Source organism: Pseudoxanthomonas indica (assembly GCF_900167565.1).
GTDB lineage: Bacteria > Pseudomonadota > Gammaproteobacteria > Xanthomonadales > Xanthomonadaceae > Pseudoxanthomonas_A > Pseudoxanthomonas_A indica.
In genome coordinates this window covers 482,396-499,130 of the sequence record NZ_FUZV01000002.1, presented here as the reverse complement: position 1 = coordinate 499,130, position 16,735 = coordinate 482,396, and the positions used below count along the sequence as shown (strand labels likewise).

Here is a 16,735-nt window from a genome sequence, read left to right as displayed (position 1 = left end):
CATGCTGCCGGCGCTTGCGCTGGTTCCAGGCGAGCCGGCGGGCGTCGGTCCCGAGTTGTGCGTACGCCTGGCGCAGATCCCGCGCCAGGATTGCCGCCTGGTCGCCCTGGCCGACCCGCAGGTGTTGCAGGCCGCGGCCCAGGCCCTTTCTCTGCCCCTGCGGCTGCGCAATGAGCACGAGGCCACCGAGCGCCCCGGCGATCTGCGCGTGCGGCCCATTCCGCACGCCGTCTCCAGCGTGTTCGGCCAGACCGATCCGCGCAATGCCGCCAGCGTCATCCAGGCGCTGACCGCAGCGGCCCAGGCCTGCCTGGACGGCGAGTTCGAAGGCATGGTCACCGGCCCGGTGCACAAGGCCGCCATCAACGCCGGCGGCATTGCCTACACCGGCACCACCGAATTGCTCGCCAGCCATGCCGGCCGTGAGGTGGTGATGATGTTGGCCAACGACATCGTGCGGGTGGCGCTGGTCACCACCCACCTGCCGCTGCGGCAGGTCGCCGATGCCATCCAGCCGGCGTTGCTGCGCGATTGCCTGCGCATCACCCGCGATGCGCTGCGCCACGATTTCGGCATCGCGGATCCGGTGATCGCCGTGCTCGGCCTGAACCCGCATGCGGGGGAAGCCGGCCACCTCGGCAGCGAGGAAATCGAGATCATCGAACCGGTGCTGGCCGAGCTGCGTGCGCAGGACTGGCAACTGGTCGGTCCGCTGCCCGCCGATACGGCGTTTCTGCCGCAGAAATTGTCCGGCTTCGATGCCGTGCTCGCGATGTATCACGACCAGGGCCTGCCGGTGCTCAAGTACAGCGGCTTCGAGCATGCGGTCAATCTGACCCTGGGCCTGCCCTATCCGCGCGTGGCCGTGGATCACGGCACCGCGCTGGAACTGGCTGGCCGCGGCCTGGCCGATGCCTCCAGTCTGTTCGCCGCCACCGGGCAGTGCGCACGCATCGCGCTGCAACGCCGTCGCCATCACCCATAATGGGCCCATGTCGCATTTCAAGGCACCGCCCAAAAAATCCCTGGGCCAGCACTTCCTGACCGATCGCAGTTACATCGACAGGATCGTGCTGGCAGTCAATCCGCAACCCGGCGACCGCCTGGTGGAGATCGGCCCTGGCCAGGGCGCCATCACCTTTCCGCTGTTGCGCAAGCATGGCGAACTGACCGCCATCGAGTTCGACCGCGATCTGATCACGCCGTTGATGGAAGCCTCCGAGGGCGTGGGCCGCTTGACCATCATCCACAAGGACGTGTTGTCCGTGGACTTCGGCAAGCTCGCCAATGGCGAGCGCCTGCGCCTGGTCGGCAACCTGCCCTACAACCTGTCCTCGCCAATCCTCTTCCACGCGCTGGAACATGCCGAGGCGATCACCGACATGGTCTTCATGCTGCAGAAGGAAGTGGTGGACCGGATGGCCGCCGGACCCGGCAGCAAGGTTTACGGGCGACTGAGCGTGATGCTGCAGGCGTACTGCCAGGTGACGCCGCTGTTCGTGGTGCCGCCGGGCGCGTTCCGGCCACCGCCCAAGGTGGACTCGGCGGTGGTGCGGATGGCGCCCAAACCGCGCGAGGACATCCGCGTCAACGACCATGCCCGCTTCAGCGACATCGTGCGTGCCGCCTTCGGCCAACGCCGCAAGACGCTGCGCAATGCACTGTCCGGCGTCTGCGAAAGCAGCGAGATGGAAGCCGCCGGCATCAGCCCCGACGCACGCGCCGAACAGGTGGAAGTGGCTGGCTTTGTCCGTCTGGCCAACCTGCCCCACGCGAGCGCCATCACCGACTGAGCAAACGGCGTTTCCCGTTTCACGCGGCAGTGAATACACTGTCACCATGAAACATGACTACGCCATCGATATCGACGTAGCCACCCGGTTCCTGGACGATCAGTCCGCGCCCGAGGAAGGGCGTTACGTCTTCGCTTACACCATCCGCATCCACAATCGCGGCAAGGCCGCGGCGCAGGTACTCGGACGGCATTGGATCATCACCGACGCCAATGGCCAGGTGCGCGAAGTGGAAGGCGCCGGCGTGGTCGGCGAACAGCCCTGGCTGCAACCGGGCGAGGACTTCGAGTACACCTCCGGCGCGGTGCTGGAAACCGACATTGGCACCATGAAGGGACGCTATGACATGGTGGCCGGCGACGGCACCCATTTCGATGCGCCGATTCCGGAGTTCACCCTCTCCATTCCGCGGACCCTGCACTGATGGCGGTCTGGGCGATTGGCGACCTGCAGGGCTGCTACGACGCCACCCAACGGCTGCTGGAAAAGCTGCGCTTCGATCCCGCGCAGGATCGCCTGTGGTTCTGCGGCGACCTGGTCAACCGCGGTGGCCAGTCGCTGGAAACCCTGCGCCTGGTGCACTCGCTGCGCGAACAGAGCGTGGTGGTGCTGGGCAACCATGACCTGTCGCTGCTGGCCATCGGTGAGCGCACCCCGGACGAACAGCGCAAGGTCAATCAGGACCTGCAGCGCGTGGTGCTGGCCGACGATGCGCGCGTGCTGCTGGACTGGCTGCGTGGACAGAAGCTGGTCCACGTCGACCGCTCACTGGGCTGGATGATGATCCATGCCGGCCTGGCGCCGCAGTGGACCAGCGCGCTGGCCGAGCGTTATGCGCAGGAAGTGGAGCAGCAGCTGCACGGCAATGGTTACCGCAAGCTGTTCCGCAACATGTATGGCGACAAGCCCAACTGGTCCAGCGGCCTGGCCGGCTACGACCGCGCACGCGCCATCATCAACGTGCTGACCCGCATGCGCTACTGCACCCCGCGCGGGCGCATGGCCATCGAAGAGAAGGGCGCGCCCGGTACCCAGGCGCAGGGCCTGTACCCCTGGTACGAAGTGCCCGGCCGGGCAGCACGCGATCTGAAAATCGTCTGCGGCCACTGGTCCACCCTGGGCCTGATGATTGGCCACGGCGTACACGCGATCGACACCGGCGCGGTCTGGGGCGGCAAGCTCACTGCCTTGCAGCTGGATACCGACGACGTCCGGCTGGTGCAGGTGGCGGGCCGCGATGTGCCGGGTGGGGATCCGCGCGAGAAGGATTGAGCCGGTCGTCGCGACCGTCAGCGAATCCGCAGGTAGTCGACAAACTCGAAGGCGAAGGCGTGCCTGGCGTCGGCGGCATGTGCTTCGCGCCGGACGATGTCCCACTGCGCCGCGTCGATGGCCGGGAAGAACGCGTGCGCATCTTCCACCACGGTATCGACATGGGTCAGGTACAGGGCGTCGGCCAGTGGCAAGGTCTGCGCGTAAATCTCGCCGCCGCCGATCACGCAGATCTCCTCCACGCCTTCGCTGCCTGACCAGGCGAGGGCGTCATCGAGGCTGGTCACTGCTTCCATCCCTTCGAACGGCAGCTGGCCGCTGCGGCTCAGCACCAGGTTGCGCCGCCCGGGCAACGCACGTCCCAGCGATTGTGCGGTCTTGCGCCCCATCAGCACCGGCTTGCCCAGCGTCAGCGCCTTGAAGCGCTTGAGGTCGTCAGGCAGCCGCCACGGCAGGTCGTTGTCGCGGCCGATGGCATTGTGGCGATCCAGCGCGGCGATGAGTGACAGCAGAGGCATGGGCGATTGCGGGCGGGCCGGGACCCGGGTAGTTTCGCGGCATGGCTCGAACATGGGAAGTCCGGATGCCTTTGACCCTGCTGGGCCGCACCGGTGGTCTGCTGTTGTGGCTGTCGACGGCGCCGGTGCTGGCGCAGGTGCTGCCCGCGCGCTTCGAAGCCGACCGCGTCTACCTGCAGGCCAGCGACGGCCTGGGCCAGGAATTGCGCCTGTATACCGACACCGGTGGCGGACTCTTCATCAAGCAGGCTGCGGTCGAACGGCTGAAGTTGATCAGTGAACCGCTGGCCGACCCGCTGGCGCTGCGCGAAGTGGGCGACCGCGCGCGTACCACCCGCTTGCCGACGTTTGCGCTGGCGGCGTTCATACCGCCGCCCTTGGCCGACGGTGGCCGGATGATGGTGTTGCCCGCCGAACTGGCGGGGCGGCAGTTGCCGGGCACCAGTGACGACGACGGCATGCTGGGACAGGCCTGGTTCGATGGGCGCATCTGGACCTGGGATTACCCGGGGCAGGTGTTCCGGCTGGAACTGCCAGGTTGGAAACCCACCGCCGAGGCCAGACGCCTGCCGCTGGGTTTCAAGACCGACGCACAGGGACAGCGCCAGGCGGCGTTTCCACGGATGCAGGTGGGCATCGCCGGCAAGACCTACTCGCTGCTGCTGGATACCGGCGCGATGACCGTGCTCAATCCATCCGCCTTGATCGCGCTGGGCGAGGACGGCCCGGCCGAACGCGCCACCAGCATGATTGCCGACAGTGTGTTCCGTGCCTGGCGCAAGGCGCATCCGGAGTGGCGCGTGATCGAAGATGCGCAGGCCGGCATGGGCTCGGCGATGATCGAAGTACCCGAAGTGATCATCGCCGGCTACAAGGTCGGCCCGGTGTGGTTCACTCACCGCGAAGACCGCAACTTCCACGACTTCATGTCCAGCTTCATGGATGCGCGCGTCGATGGTGCGCTGGGCGGCAACGCCTTTCGCCATTTCGTGATGACCGTGGACTATCCCGGCGCGGCGGCGTATTTCCGCTGCGCAAACTGCAAGCGCGCGCCACCGGTCACACCGTAAGCCGCACCTGCATCGGGGTCGACCACCCTGCGCCGCGCACGCCGATCAACGCCAGGCGCGTTCGGGCCGCCACGCCGACAGCAGCGTCAGCACCTTGGGATCCGCCAGCCACCGGCGCGGCAGGAACACATGCCGACCCGCCTGGCCACGCTCGTAGACAAACACCCCACCCGGCACATCAATCACGTCTCCAGCGACGTCGTAGCGCACGCTGGGACCTGCACCGAAGCGCAGCACGCCGTCGATCAGCGACAGGCGCAGATCCGGCATCGTCTCCAGGCCACCGAGTGCGTTGCGCTTCCAGCGACGGAATTCCAGCCACGGCACCACGGCCTGCGCGAACCCGGCCGCGGCCACCACCACCGCTGACAGCAGCAGGGTCTGCGTGGAGGCGGTGAATGCCACCACCACCGCCACCAGCGCCAGCAGTACCGACGCCAGCCACAGCCAGCGCCGCCAACCGCTGCGGAACCACCACCAGCGCAGATAGTGTTCGCGCAGGTACGCCGCGCCGCGCGGCAGGCTCAATTCAAAGTCGGACATGGCGAAGGGATCAGACCGCGACCGGCGCCTTGATGGCCGGGTGCGGGTCGTAGCCCAGGATTTCGATGTCGTCGAATTCGAACGCGAACAGATCGGTCACGTCCGGATTCAACTGCAGCTTGGGCAGCGCACGCGGCGTACGGGTCAACTGCTCGCGCGCCTGCTCGTAGTGGTTGGAGTACAGATGCGCGTCACCCAGCGTGTGGACGAAATCGCCCACGCCCAGGCCGGTGGCCTGCGCCACCATATGGGTCAGCAAGGCATAGCTGGCGATGTTGAAGGGCACGCCCAGGAAAATGTCGCCGCTGCGCTGGTACAGCTGGCAACTGAGCTTGCCGTCGACCACGTAGAACTGGAACAGGCTGTGGCAAGGCATCAATGCCATCTGCGGCAATTCCGCCACGTTCCAGGCGCTGACGATCAGGCGGCGCGAATCCGGATTGCGCTTGATCTCGTCCACCACCCACTTCATCTGGTCGATCTCGCCGCCGTCCGGCGTGGCCCAGTGCCGCCATTGCTTGCCGTAGACCGGGCCCAGTTCGCCGTTGGCATCGGCCCATTCGTCCCAGATGCTGACCTTGTTTTCCTTCAGGTAGGCGATGTTGGTTTCGCCTTTGAGGAACCACAGCAGCTCGTGGATGATCGAGCGCAGGTGCAGCTTCTTGGTGGTGACCAGCGGGAAGCCTTCGTTCAAGTCGAAGCGCATCTGCCAGCCGAACACGCTGCGCGTGCCGGTGCCGGTGCGATCGGATTTTTCGGCGCCGTGTTCCAGCACATGGCGCAGCAGATCCAAATAAGCCTTCATGCGGTTTCCTTGGCGGCAGGCGCCAGCGTGGGCGAACGACGCGACAGCCAGAACAGATACAGGCCCAGCAGGATCAACGGCACGCTGAGCAGCTGGCCCATGGTCAACCAGCCAAACGCAAGATACTGCAGTTGCTCATCGGGCACGCGCACGAATTCCACCACGAAACGGAACACGCCGTACAACAGCGCGAACAATCCGGACACCGCATAGCGCGGACGCGGCTTGCTGGAGAACCACCACAGCGCCACGAACATCACCAGGCCTTCCAGGAACGCCTGGTACAGCTGCGACGGATGGCGGGCAAAACCGTTCAAGGCGCCGCTGGCATAGGCCGCCTGCAACTGTTCGGCGCTGTACTGCTTGAGCGCCGGATCGGTGGGGAAAATCACGCCCCAGTCCGCGCGCGTGTACTTGCCCCACAACTCAGCGCCGATGAAATTGCCAAGCCGGCCAAAGCCCAGGCCCAGCGGCACCAGCGGGGCGACGAAATCCATCGTGTCGAAATAGTGCAGGCGCTGCCGGCGCGTCCACCACAGCGCCGCGAGCATCACCCCGATCAGGCCGCCGTGGAAGCTCATGCCGCCTTCCCATACCTTGAAGATCGACAGCGGATGGGCGAGGAAGCCCTCGAAACCGTAGAACAGGATGTAGCCGATGCGCCCGCCCAGCACCACGCCGAGCATCGAATAGAACAGCAGATCGGAAAAGCCGTTGGCGTCCACGCCCGGCAGACGTCCTTCGGCGACGCGCCGCCGCCCCAACCACCAGGCGGCGAGGAATCCCAGCAGGTACATCAAGCCGTACCAGTGCAGCTTCAACGGGCCCAGCGACAGGGCAATCGGGTCAATCTGGTGGAGGTAGATCATGCGCCTCGGATACGGCCGGCTTGGAAGCCCCTATTCTGGGCGAGCACGCCCGCGGGTGCGAGCCTTGTCAGAAAATATGCGGTTGGTTGGGCAGCTCGTCTTCATCCGGCCGGCTGCCATCCTGCGGATAGAACCCGGCCAGCAGGTCGGAGACCGCGGCAATGCCGCGCACCACCGCCGCCTCCCCCTCACCGGCGCGCAGATGGTCTTCCATCAGCTGGCAGACCCCGCGCCACTGGGCCTCGCTGACCCGCTCGCGCAGCCCGCGGTCGGCGACGATTTCAATGCGATGGTCGGCCAGCAGCAGGTAGATCAGCACGCCGTTGTTGGCTTCGGTGTCCCAGGTGCGCAGGCGCGCGAATGCCTCGTGGGCGCGGGTCCGTGCATCCACCCCGCGCAGCACCGCCAGTACCGGCAGGTCCGACTCCACCGCGAACATCACCTCGCCGGTGTGCCGCTGCTCGCCCTCGTGGATGGCGTCGGCGATGCGCTGCAGGCTCTCGGCCGGGAACAGCCGGCCGGCCGAAGGCGGAAACAGATGTCGGAGTAGGCGCATCACCAGCTCCCCGAGGCGCCACCGCCTCCGGACATGCCGCCACCACCGCCCCAGCCGCCGCCACCGAATCCGCCGCCTCCCCCACCCCAGCCGCCGCCACCACCGCCGAAGCCACCGCCGCCCCAGCCACCCCAACCGCCGTGGCGCGCGTAGCGGCCCGGCGAGGACACCGCGAGCAGGCCCAGCACCAGGCCGACCACGCCGGCAATGCCGGTCAGCAGCAGGGCTGACGAAAACAGCCAGGCCACGCCGCCACCGGCGGCGCCCGAAATCAATCCGCGCACGCCGGCCGGCGCGCGCGAGAAGATCGCCTTGGCCATGGTCGCGGCGACAAAGCCGGCAATCAGCACGAACAGCCAGTTGCCGCCGCCGCCGTGCTGACCCTGGCCACTGTGGTTGTCGCTCACCGGCGGCGGCAACGGCTCGCCGTCAATCAACTTGATCAGCTGCGCACTGGCATCGTCGATGCCGCCGGCAAAATCGCCCTGGCGGAATTTCGGCACCAGGTATTCCTGGATCACGCGATTGGCGATGGCATCGGGAATCGCCCCTTCCAGGCCATAGCCCGGCTGGATGCGCACGCGTCGATCGTCCTTGGCGACGATCAGCAACACCCCGTCGTCCACGCCCTTGCGTCCCAGCTTCCACTGATCAAACACGCGCTGGGTGTATTGCTCGATGCCTTCCGGCTCGGTGCTTGCCACCACCAGCACTTGCAGCTGGCTGCCCTTGCGCTGCTGCAGGGCCAGCGCCTGCTGTTCCAATTGCTGGCGGGTGGCCGCATCCAGGGTGCCGGTGGTATCCACCACTGGCGAATCGAGCGCGGGAATGGCCGCCAGTTCCTGTGCGGCCAGCGGCACATTCGCCGCGGCCAGCAGGCACAGGGCGACCAGTGCGCGACCGAACCACGGTGCGCGCATGGCGAGCCGAGCGGCTATTTCAGTTCCCCGGTTGCGGTGCCGGAGCCGGCTGCGGTGCCGGAGCGGGCGGTGCACTGGGCGCCGGCGGCGGCGTGCCGAAATCCACCTGCGGCGCTTCGGAGATCTGCGCTTCGTTCTGCACGGTGAAGTTCGGCTTTTCCTTGTAGCCGAACATCTTGGCGGTGATCACCTGCGGGAACGAACGGATGTATGTGTTGTAGTCCTGCACCATCTGGATGTAACGCCCGCGCGCCACGGTGATGCGATTCTCGGTGCCTTCCAGCTGCGCCTGCAGATCGCGGAACGACTGATCGGATTTCAGGTTCGGATAGTTCTCGGTGACCACCAGCAGGCGCGACAACGCACTGCCCAGTTCACCCTGCGCCTGCTGGAACTGCGCCAGCGAGGCCGGATCGTCGGCATTGACATTGATCTGCCCCACCCGCGCACGCGCGTTGGTGACGTCGGTCAGCACCTGGCGTTCCTGCTGGGCGTAGCCCTGCACGGTCTTGACCAGGTTGGGAATGAGATCGGCGCGGCGCTTGTACTGGTTCAGCACTTCGGACCAGCCGGCTTTGACCGCCTCATCCTTCTGCTGGATCGTGTTGTAGCCACAGCCGGACAGCAGCACGGCCAGCGCAAGCAACACCAGGCAACGGACGTACACACGCATGACACCACTCCTTGGGCGGGGGACGGCGGCATTGCAGCACCCGCCGATGACGGATGCAACCAAGCCAAAAAAACAAGGCCCCGACTCTCGCCGGGGCCTCGTTAACAGCGCGTGGACGCGACAGGCTTACCAGTCGCCTGCGCCCGGGATGTGCTTGCTGGCCGCACGCCGGCGCATCAGCAGGTTGAGCCATTCCACCATCACCGAGAAACCCATGGCGAAGTAGACGTAAGGCTTGGGCACATGGATTTCCAGGCCGTCCAGGATCAGCACCACGCCAATCAGCACGATGAAGGCCAGCGCCAGCATCTTGATGGTCGGATTGGCGTCGATGAAACGGCCGAGCGGATTGGCCGCCAGCAACATCACCGCCACCGCCAGCAGGATCGCCGCGACCATGATCGGAATATGCTGGGCCATGCCGACCGCGGTGATCACCGAGTCCAGCGAGAACACGATGTCGATGATCGCAATCTGCAGGATCACCATGCCGAACACGCCCGAGGCCTTGGAGGTGGTCGGGTCTTCGTCTTCGCCGCCGGTGATCAGTTCCTTGATCTCCATGGCGCCCTTCACCAGCAGGAAGATGCCGCCCAGGATCAGCACCAGGTCGCGCACCGAGATGCCCATGCCGGCCACGCTGAACAGATCGGACTGCATGCGCGCCAGGAACGCCAGCGACACCAGCAGGGCGATACGCGTGATGCAGGCCACCGCGATGCCGAACTTGCGCGCGGTCGGGCGCTGCGCTTCGGGCAGCTTGCTGACGGCGATCGAAATGAACACCAGGTTGTCGATGCCCAGCACGATTTCCAGCGCGCTCAGCGTTACCAGGGTCAGCCAGACGTTGGGGTCGGCCAGGAACTCAAGACTCATGCAATCAAAACCTTGTCACTAAGGGAAAAAGATCAGAACAGGCGCGGACCCAGGATCAGGCCCCAGCACAGCAGCACATTCATCATCAGCACGAACACCGCCGCCGAACCCATGTCCTTGGCGCGGCCGGCCAGTTCATGGTGCTCGGGGCCGTAGCGCTCGATCACCGCTTCCACTGCCGAGTTCAGCAGTTCGGCCGAGAGCACCAGCAGGCAGCTGCCGATCAGCAGGACGCGTTCGACCGCGCTCCCGCCCAGCCAGAGCGCAAGCGGGGTGAGCACCAGGCACAGATAGACCTCGAGACGGAACGAGGACTCATGCAGCCAGGCGGCGCGCAGGCCTTGCATGGACCAGATGGCCGCTTTGAGGATGCGGCCTGGGCCGCGGGGCATGTGTCCGATTTCGTCGGCCATGGAGGACTGCATGGGGTGTCGGGCGAAAGGCGGATCTTGCCACATTGCGGTGACCCGCCGTTTGCAGTGGCTGGATTTGCCTTGTTTACTGGGCTTCTGACCGGGTTGGCGCGGCTCGCCGCTGCCGATCAGGCGGGAAACGGCCGCTGCGATGACAGTTTGACGTCAGCTTGACGCCGCCCCGCCAACCCTGTCCCTGCGTCCCCACACCGGAGAGTGACCTTGCCCCGCATCGCTGACCGTCGTTCTGCTTCCCGCTTCCTGCTGGCCGGGTTGCTCCTGTGGGTACTGGTCGCCTGCGCCAGCCAGCCGCCGGGTTCGCTCGACCGCGAGCCACAGATTCCGGCGGAAGTTTCCAACGCCGAGTGGGCGCAGGACATGCAGCGTTTTGCCGCCCAGGATCAGGCGCAGCCGCCGCCGCGCGACGCGGTGTTGTTTGTCGGCAGTTCCTCGATCCGCCTGTGGGACAGCCTGGCGCAGGATTTCCCCGATGCCGTGGTGATCAACCGTGGCTTTGGTGGTTCGGAAGTCCGCGACAGCACCTGGTACGCCGATCGCATTGTCTATCCCTATCACCCTTCGACGGTGGTGCTGTACGCCGGCGACAACGATCTGGCGAACGGCCGCACAGCCGAGCAGGTGGGCCAGGACACCGCCACCTTCATTGACCGCGTACACAAGCGCTTGCCGAGCGCGCGGATCGTGATCATCTCGACCAAGCCCAGCCCGTCGCGCGCCCATCTGCTCGAAGCCCAGCGCCAGGCCAACGCCCTGGTCCAGCGCGCGGCGCAGCAACGCGGCGCGGTGTTCGTGGATGTGTTCACGCCGATGCTGGATGCGCAGGGTCAACCGCGCGAATCGCTGTTCATCCAGGATCGCCTGCACATGAATGCGTCGGGCTACGCCCTGTGGAAGCAACTGCTGGCGCCGTACGTGCACTGAACCACGGCCCGGGAATTAGACGCCGGCATAACCCCGCCGGCGTTAGCGTCGCGCTCCCACACTGGGAGGTTCGCCATGGGCACCACCACCTACAAACCGCAGGGGTATCACAGCGTCACGTCCTATCTGATCGTCGATGACGCGGCCCGCGCACTGGATTTCTACCGCGATGCCTTTGGCGCCGAAGAGGTGTACCGGCTGCCGATGGGCGACAAGATCGGTCACGCCGAAATCCGCATCGGCGACACCGTGGTGATGCTGTCCGACGAATGGCCCGACATGAATGCCTTGTCGCCCAATTCGCGCGGCGGCGGCACCGCCAGCTTCATGATCTATGTCGAAGACGCCGACGCCGCCTTTGCCCGCGCGCTCAAGGCCGGCGCGCGCGAGAACCGCCCGGTGACGCAGGAATTCTGGGGCGATCGGATTGGCACCGTCATGGATCCGTTCGGCCACAAATGGTCGCTGTCCACCCACGTGGAAGACGTGTCGCCCGAAGAAATGCAGCGGCGCATGGAAGCCTGGGGCAAGGAACAGGCGCAGGCGCAAAGCTAGCCGCGTGCATGGGCGCGACGGTTCTTGGGCTGCATGGCCGCGACGGGTTTACCGTTGCATGGGCGAGATGGCTTTGTAGGAGGGGCTGACCAGACATTCGTCTGTTGAATACCAGCCCCGAAGCTCGTAGGGCATCCGGAGCCCGTGGAATTTGCACATCCAATTCGCACGAGCGCGGATTGCCAGCGAGCTTCGGGGCTAAAGCCCCTCCTACATTGAGCCAAAGCCGAAAGCGGCCTGAGGTCACAGCCGCCTTGGCAATTCCGGGCCTTGATGCAGGCTCAGCAGATTGCGATCCGGGTCAACGAAGTCCAGCGACAAACCGCCATCAGGCGATTCGCTCACCGGCACCACGATTTCCACGCCGCGCGCGGCCAGCTTCTCCGCGTAGTCGTCGATGCCACCGTCCAGCCGGAACCCCACCACCGGCGAGTCGCCGGGTTTGGCGTCCTGGACCAGGAACACCAGGGTCAGGTCGCCGACGTCGGCCATCGCAAACGGCCCGTCATGGCCGTCGATGGCGGTGATCGGCAACCCGAGCGTGTCGCGGTAAAACGCCACCGAGCGCGCCAGCTCGCGGACAAAGAACACGATGGCGCCGACCTTGCAATTCGTAAGCATGGGAATTCCTCCTTGGGTGTTGTCCCACTCATCCGTTGCCGCGCGGGGGCCATTCGTGACCATGTCCGCGAATGACCAGCAGATGGCCGTCGGTGTCATGCGTGGCCATGCCGTCCTGGCCCTGCAACGCAGCCTTGAGGGCGCGACGGACCAGACCAAACTGCAGATCGACGCTGCGTGCCGGATCGCGGACGTACGCCAGGGCCAGGCTTTCGGCGCGCTGCTCGCGTGAGAGCCGGGCCAGCGCCTTGCGCAGCCGGCTCAGGCGCTGGCGGAAGGCCTCATCGCTCAAGCCCAGGACATAGCGGATTTCCTCGGCGGACATGCCATGCAGCGCCAGCACGGCGACGCGGCGCAGCGAGGCGGGCCACGCCTGCCAGGCGTCAGGCCAGGCGGTTGCGCCGATACCAAGGCATGGCGGCTCGGACAGGGGCGGACAGGTGTCAGCGTCAACGTCCGCTACGACGGCTGCCTCACGGCGACGCCGGCGAACCGCGCCGCGTGCCTGCATCGCCGCCAGGTTGCGCAATGTTCCACTCAACCAGGGCGCATCACTGCGACCCGCTGCCAGGCCGGCGATTAGCGCGTCCTGCACGAGGTCTTCGACGTCGGCCGCGCGCCGACACAGTCGTTGCGCTTGTTGTCGCAGCTGCGTGTAGGTAGCGGGGTCCATATCCGGATGATGGCATGGTGCGGGCCGCAGCCTGCTATTGCTGGCGCAGCGCCTCGATCGGATCCAGTTGCGAGGCCTTGCGTGCCGGGTAGTAGCCGAAAAACAGACCCGTGGCCACCGAGAAGCCCGCGGCCAGGCCAATCACCTGCCCGTTCAATGCCACCGGCAGTTCACTGAATTTGCCGACGAGCAGCGCACCGACGATGCCGATCGCGATACCCAACACGCCGCCAATCAGCGAAATCAACATGGCCTCGGCGAGGAACTGCCGGCGCACATCGCCCGGGCCCGCACCCACCGCCATGCGCAGGCCGATTTCGCGGATGCGTTCGGTCACCGACACCAGCATGATGTTCATGATGCCGATGCCACCGACGATCAGCGAGATGGTCGCCACCGCCCCCAGCAACAACGACATCAGCCGCGTGGTGGCGGTACGCGTGGCGACGATTTCGGAGATGTTGCGCACGTTGAAGTCGTCGTCATCGCCGGGCGCAATCTTGTGGCGCTGGCGCAGCAAGGCTTCCACTTCGCCCTGCACGTACCCCAGATCCTTGGCGTCACTGACGGTCAGCGCGATCTGCATCACCGCGCTGGGCGGCAGGCCCATCGCGCCCGTCAGACGGCGGCGCGCGGTTTCCAGCGGCACCATCATGACGTCATCCTGATCCTGGCCAAAGCCGCCCTGGCCCTTGGGCGCCAGCGTGCCGACCACGGTGAACGGCACCCGGCCGATGCGCACGGTCTGGCCCACGCCAGTCTCTTCGCCAAACAACTCGCGGCGCACCGTCTCACCCAGGATCACCGACTTGCCGGCACTGCTGTAGGCCTGCGCGTCGAAGCCTTCGCCATTGGCGATGGTCCAGCTGTTGATGTCGAAGTAGTCCGGCTGCACGCCCTGCCAGCTGCTGGACCAGTTGTTTTCGGCGTACACCACCTGGCTGCTGCCACGCAGTGCGCCGGCCACGTACTGCACTTCCGGAATCTGCTCGCGGATCGCATCCACATCACCCTCGCGCAGGGTGAAGTAGCTGCTCGAACTTTGGCGCACGCCGCCACCGCCACGGCCGGCGCCGGGATTGATGTCCAGTCGCTGCGAGCCGAGGCCGGACACGAGCTTGTCGATTTCCGCCTGCGTGCCCTGCCCTACCGAGACCATCACGATGACCGCGGCAATGCCGATGATCACGCCCAGCGAGGTCAACGCGCTGCGCATCCAGTTGCCGCGCAGGGCGAAGATGGCGGTGCGCAGGATATCGGTGAAATTCATGCGCCGGCCTCCTGCTCATGCAGTTCGCCATCGCGCATCACCAGCGTGCGATCCGCGTGCGCCGCCACTTCGGCATCATGGGTGATCAGCACCACGGTGTGGCCCTCATCGCGCAAGCGCTTGAACAGGGCCAGGATTTCCTCGCCGGTGCGGCTGTCGAGCGCGCCGGTGGGTTCGTCGGCGAGGATGATCGGCGGTTCGTTGATCAGCGCGCGGGCAATGGCCACGCGCTGTTGCTGGCCACCGGACAGCTCGGTCGGGCGATGGCCACCGCGTTCGGCCAGGCCGACCGCGGCCAGCGCCTGGCGGGCGCGCTCGCTGCGCTCGTGCGGCGGTACCTGCGCATAGCCCAGCGGCATGGCCACGTTCTCCAGCGCGCTCATGCGCGGCAGCAGGTTGAAGCCCTGGAAGACGAAGCCGATCTTGTCGCGTCGCAGGATCGCCAGCTCCTCCGCGTCCAGCGTGGACACGTCCACGCCATCGCAGTAGTAGCTGCCGGAGGTGGGCGTATCCAGGCAGCCGATCAGGTTCATCAGGGTCGACTTGCCGGAACCGGACGGCCCCATGATGGCGACGAAATCGCCGCGGTGGATGCGCATGTCCACGCCGTGCAAGGCCACCACCTCGGCTTCGCTGCCGGCCGAGTACACCTTGCCCAGCGCGCGTGTCTCGATCACCGGCACGCGATCTTCGGTCGTGCTCGCGGCGCTCATTCCTTGGCCCGCTCGCCCACAACAATCAAATCGCCTTCCTTGATATCGCCGGCGATTTCCGTCGCACTGCCATCAGTGGCGCCGATGCGCACGGTCACCGCCTGCGGCTTGCCGGCCACCAGCTTGTACAGCGGTGCGCGCTTGGCGCCCAGCAGGGTCTTGAGTTCGCTGTCCCAGCGCTTCTGCTGAGCCGCATCCAGACTGGCGCGGAAGGCGGCGAAGTCTTGCTGGAAGCGTTCGGCCATGCGCTGGCGCATCTGCGCCTGCAGGTTGGCGCCACCGCTGTTGTTGCCGGAGCGCGGTCCACCGCCGGGCGGGCCACCGCCAAATACGCTGCCACCGCCGGATTGCTGCGGCGCCTGCGCGGTGCGCGCAGCCTGGCGTTCGCGGATGGCCGACAACGCTTCATCGAATGCGGCCTGCTGCGCGGGCTTGAGCGCGAGCGTACCGGCGATGCGCTGCAGTTCGTCGGCCATGCCGGTGCCACGCGCGGCGCCGCGCGGTGCGGCCGGCGCGGCGGTGTCATCGTTGGGCTTGTAGCGCAGCGCGGCGTTGGACACGGTCAGCACGTTGTCGCGCTTGCTCACTTCGATCTCGGCGTTGACGGTCAGCCCGGGCAGCAAGGTCTCGTCCTCGTTGTCCACGGTCACCACCACCGGATAGGTCACCACGTTGTTGGTGGTGGTCGCCGCCAGGCGCACCTGTTCGACCAGGCCGCGGAACTGCCGGTCCGGGAAGGCGTCGACGGTGAACGACACGCCCTGGCCGACCTTGACCTGGCCGATGTCGGCTTCGTCCACGGCCAGTTCGATCTTCATCTTGCGCAGGTCTTCGGCGATGGTGAACAACTCCGGCGCCTGCAGGCTGGCGGCCACCGTCTGCCCGGGTTCGATGCTGCGGGTCAGCACCACACCGTCGACCGGCGAACGAATCACCGTGCGCTCCAGGTTGACGCGGGTGGTCTGGGTCGATGCGGTCTGCTGGTTGATCTGCGCCTGTGCGGAGTTGAGCTGCGCGCGCGCCTGATCACGCGCGGCCCGGGCCAGGTCCACGTCGCTTTGCGCGACCAGCTTCTGCGTGCCCAGGTCGGCCTTGCGCTGGTAGTCCAGATCGGCGTTGCGCAAGGTGGCCTGCGCCTGCGCCAGCGACGCGCGCGCAGCGGCAATCTGCGCGGTGCCCTGCTCGATCTGGGCTTCGTAGGTCTTGGGATCGATGCGCGCCAGCACATCGCCCTTCTTGACCGGGCTGTTGAAGTCGACCCGCACGTCGGTGACCTGGCCGGAAATCTGGCTGCCCACGGTGACCGTGGAAATCGCGCTCAAGGTGCCGGTGGCGGAGATGGCCACGCGGATGTTGCCGCGTTCCACCGGCGCGGTGCGATACGCCCCGTCCGCCGCCTCGGCCTTGCGCCCCTGCCAGTACCAGATGCCACCGCCGACCACGGCCAGCGCAACCGCGCCGATGACGATGCGGGAAATCCAGGGCGAAGCACGGCGGGGAGTCGGACGCGGGGACGGACGGGACGGCTGGCTCATGAAGGGCGATGGTCGAGTGGGGATACGTCCGCATTAACGCATGCCCCGCAAACGCGTTGACAGCAAGCCGCAATCCCGATGCAACCATTCAGCAGGCCAACAGCCCCCTGAGTCAGGG

General features: G+C 66.4%; 20 protein-coding genes and 1 pseudogene. 7 read left to right on the top strand and 14 right to left on the bottom strand.

The features are described from left to right. Position 1: 1 nt before the first annotated feature. From pdxA to B5X78_RS12880, 4 genes and pseudogenes are all read left to right on the top strand, one after another. Positions 2 to 985 carry a 4-hydroxythreonine-4-phosphate dehydrogenase PdxA gene (pdxA, locus tag B5X78_RS12895; RefSeq protein ID WP_079724929.1) on the top strand — a complete coding sequence of 328 codons (984 nt, stop codon included), beginning with the start codon at positions 2 to 4 and terminating at the stop codon, positions 983 to 985. A gap of 7 nt (positions 986 to 992) precedes the next feature. Then, positions 993 to 1,793, top strand: a complete 801-nt coding sequence (rsmA, locus tag B5X78_RS12890; protein ID WP_079724928.1) for a 16S rRNA (adenine(1518)-N(6)/adenine(1519)-N(6))-dimethyltransferase RsmA — start codon at positions 993 to 995, stop codon at positions 1,791 to 1,793. 46 nt (positions 1,794 to 1,839) lie between these two features. Further along, positions 1,840 to 2,217: a Co2+/Mg2+ efflux protein ApaG gene (apaG, locus tag B5X78_RS12885; RefSeq protein ID WP_079724927.1), complete on the top strand. Its 378-nt coding sequence runs from the start codon at positions 1,840 to 1,842 to the stop codon at positions 2,215 to 2,217. Beyond that, positions 2,217 to 3,059 (top strand): annotated as a pseudogene (locus B5X78_RS12880) (symmetrical bis(5'-nucleosyl)-tetraphosphatase); the annotation flags it as partial. The gene apaG and the pseudogene B5X78_RS12880, both read left to right, overlap by 1 nt. Positions 3,060 to 3,082: 23 nt before the next feature. On the opposite strand, the gene B5X78_RS12875 reads toward B5X78_RS12880, so the two are convergent. Beyond that, a complete protein-coding gene (locus B5X78_RS12875; protein WP_176140858.1) occupies positions 3,083 to 3,583 on the bottom strand; it encodes a dihydrofolate reductase in 501 nt (166 codons plus the stop codon). A gap of 65 nt (positions 3,584 to 3,648) precedes the next feature. Between B5X78_RS12875 and B5X78_RS12870 the strand changes: the two genes are divergently transcribed. Then, a complete protein-coding gene (locus tag B5X78_RS12870) occupies positions 3,649 to 4,653 on the top strand; it encodes a hypothetical protein (RefSeq protein WP_079724925.1) in 1,005 nt (334 codons plus the stop codon). A gap of 45 nt (positions 4,654 to 4,698) precedes the next feature. Here B5X78_RS12870 and B5X78_RS12865 read toward each other — a convergent pair whose 3' ends face one another. From B5X78_RS12865 to B5X78_RS12830, 8 genes are all read right to left on the bottom strand, one after another. Beyond that, positions 4,699 to 5,196 (bottom strand): hypothetical protein, encoded by a 498-nt coding sequence (locus B5X78_RS12865; protein WP_079724924.1) that lies wholly within the window; start codon positions 5,194 to 5,196, stop codon positions 4,699 to 4,701. 10 nt (positions 5,197 to 5,206) lie between these two features. Beyond that, positions 5,207 to 6,001 (bottom strand): thymidylate synthase, encoded by a 795-nt coding sequence (locus tag B5X78_RS12860; RefSeq protein ID WP_079724923.1) that lies wholly within the window; start codon positions 5,999 to 6,001, stop codon positions 5,207 to 5,209. Next, the gene (gene lgt / locus B5X78_RS12855; RefSeq protein ID WP_079724922.1) at positions 5,998 to 6,870 is read right to left on the bottom strand and encodes a prolipoprotein diacylglyceryl transferase; all 873 of its coding nucleotides are present in this window, start codon (positions 6,868 to 6,870) and stop codon (positions 5,998 to 6,000) included. Before lgt ends, B5X78_RS12860 begins: the two co-directional genes overlap by 4 nt. Positions 6,871 to 6,937: 67 nt before the next feature. Next, the gene (locus B5X78_RS12850; protein WP_079724921.1) at positions 6,938 to 7,426 is read right to left on the bottom strand and encodes a TPM domain-containing protein; all 489 of its coding nucleotides are present in this window, start codon (positions 7,424 to 7,426) and stop codon (positions 6,938 to 6,940) included. Then, on the bottom strand, positions 7,426 to 8,346 hold the full coding sequence (locus B5X78_RS12845) for a TPM domain-containing protein (RefSeq protein ID WP_079724920.1): 921 nt from the start codon (positions 8,344 to 8,346) through the stop codon (positions 7,426 to 7,428). The genes B5X78_RS12850 and B5X78_RS12845 overlap by 1 nt, the downstream gene beginning before the upstream one ends. 19 nt (positions 8,347 to 8,365) lie before the next feature. Beyond that, entirely contained in the window at positions 8,366 to 9,019 is a 654-nt protein-coding gene (locus B5X78_RS12840) for a LemA family protein (protein WP_079724919.1), read from the bottom strand. A 126-nt stretch (positions 9,020 to 9,145) separates the two neighbouring features. Continuing rightward, positions 9,146 to 9,895, bottom strand: coding sequence for a TerC family protein (locus B5X78_RS12835; RefSeq protein WP_079724918.1), 750 nt, complete (start codon positions 9,893 to 9,895; stop codon positions 9,146 to 9,148). 32 nt (positions 9,896 to 9,927) lie between these two features. After that, positions 9,928 to 10,308, bottom strand: a complete 381-nt coding sequence (locus B5X78_RS12830; RefSeq protein ID WP_079726177.1) for a diacylglycerol kinase — start codon at positions 10,306 to 10,308, stop codon at positions 9,928 to 9,930. A 378-nt stretch (positions 10,309 to 10,686) separates the two neighbouring features. On the opposite strand from B5X78_RS12830, the gene B5X78_RS12825 reads away from it, so the two are divergent. Both B5X78_RS12825 and B5X78_RS12820 read left to right on the top strand, forming a co-directional pair. Continuing rightward, complete coding sequence (locus B5X78_RS12825; protein ID WP_079726176.1) at positions 10,687 to 11,250, top strand: SGNH/GDSL hydrolase family protein; 564 nt, start codon at positions 10,687 to 10,689, stop codon at positions 11,248 to 11,250. Positions 11,251 to 11,325: 75 nt separating this feature from the next. After that, positions 11,326 to 11,805: a VOC family protein gene (locus B5X78_RS12820; RefSeq protein WP_079724917.1), complete on the top strand. Its 480-nt coding sequence runs from the start codon at positions 11,326 to 11,328 to the stop codon at positions 11,803 to 11,805. A 243-nt stretch (positions 11,806 to 12,048) separates the two neighbouring features. Here B5X78_RS12820 and B5X78_RS12815 read toward each other — a convergent pair whose 3' ends face one another. The 5 genes from B5X78_RS12815 to B5X78_RS12795 are packed head-to-tail and all read right to left on the bottom strand — an operon-like array spanning position 12,049 to position 16,617. Continuing rightward, positions 12,049 to 12,426, bottom strand: coding sequence for a VOC family protein (locus B5X78_RS12815; RefSeq protein ID WP_079724916.1), 378 nt, complete (start codon positions 12,424 to 12,426; stop codon positions 12,049 to 12,051). A gap of 28 nt (positions 12,427 to 12,454) precedes the next feature. After that, positions 12,455 to 13,099: an RNA polymerase sigma factor gene (locus tag B5X78_RS12810; RefSeq protein WP_079724915.1), complete on the bottom strand. Its 645-nt coding sequence runs from the start codon at positions 13,097 to 13,099 to the stop codon at positions 12,455 to 12,457. Positions 13,100 to 13,133: 34 nt separating this feature from the next. Further along, positions 13,134 to 14,369, bottom strand: coding sequence for an ABC transporter permease (locus B5X78_RS12805; RefSeq protein WP_079724914.1), 1,236 nt, complete (start codon positions 14,367 to 14,369; stop codon positions 13,134 to 13,136). Then, positions 14,366 to 15,082 carry an ABC transporter ATP-binding protein gene (locus tag B5X78_RS12800; protein ID WP_079724913.1) on the bottom strand — a complete coding sequence of 239 codons (717 nt, stop codon included), beginning with the start codon at positions 15,080 to 15,082 and terminating at the stop codon, positions 14,366 to 14,368. The genes B5X78_RS12805 and B5X78_RS12800 overlap by 4 nt, the downstream gene beginning before the upstream one ends. Next, complete coding sequence (locus B5X78_RS12795) at positions 15,079 to 16,617, bottom strand: efflux RND transporter periplasmic adaptor subunit (RefSeq protein WP_079724912.1); 1,539 nt, start codon at positions 16,615 to 16,617, stop codon at positions 15,079 to 15,081. The genes B5X78_RS12800 and B5X78_RS12795 overlap by 4 nt, the downstream gene beginning before the upstream one ends. Positions 16,618 to 16,735 lie beyond the last annotated feature (118 nt).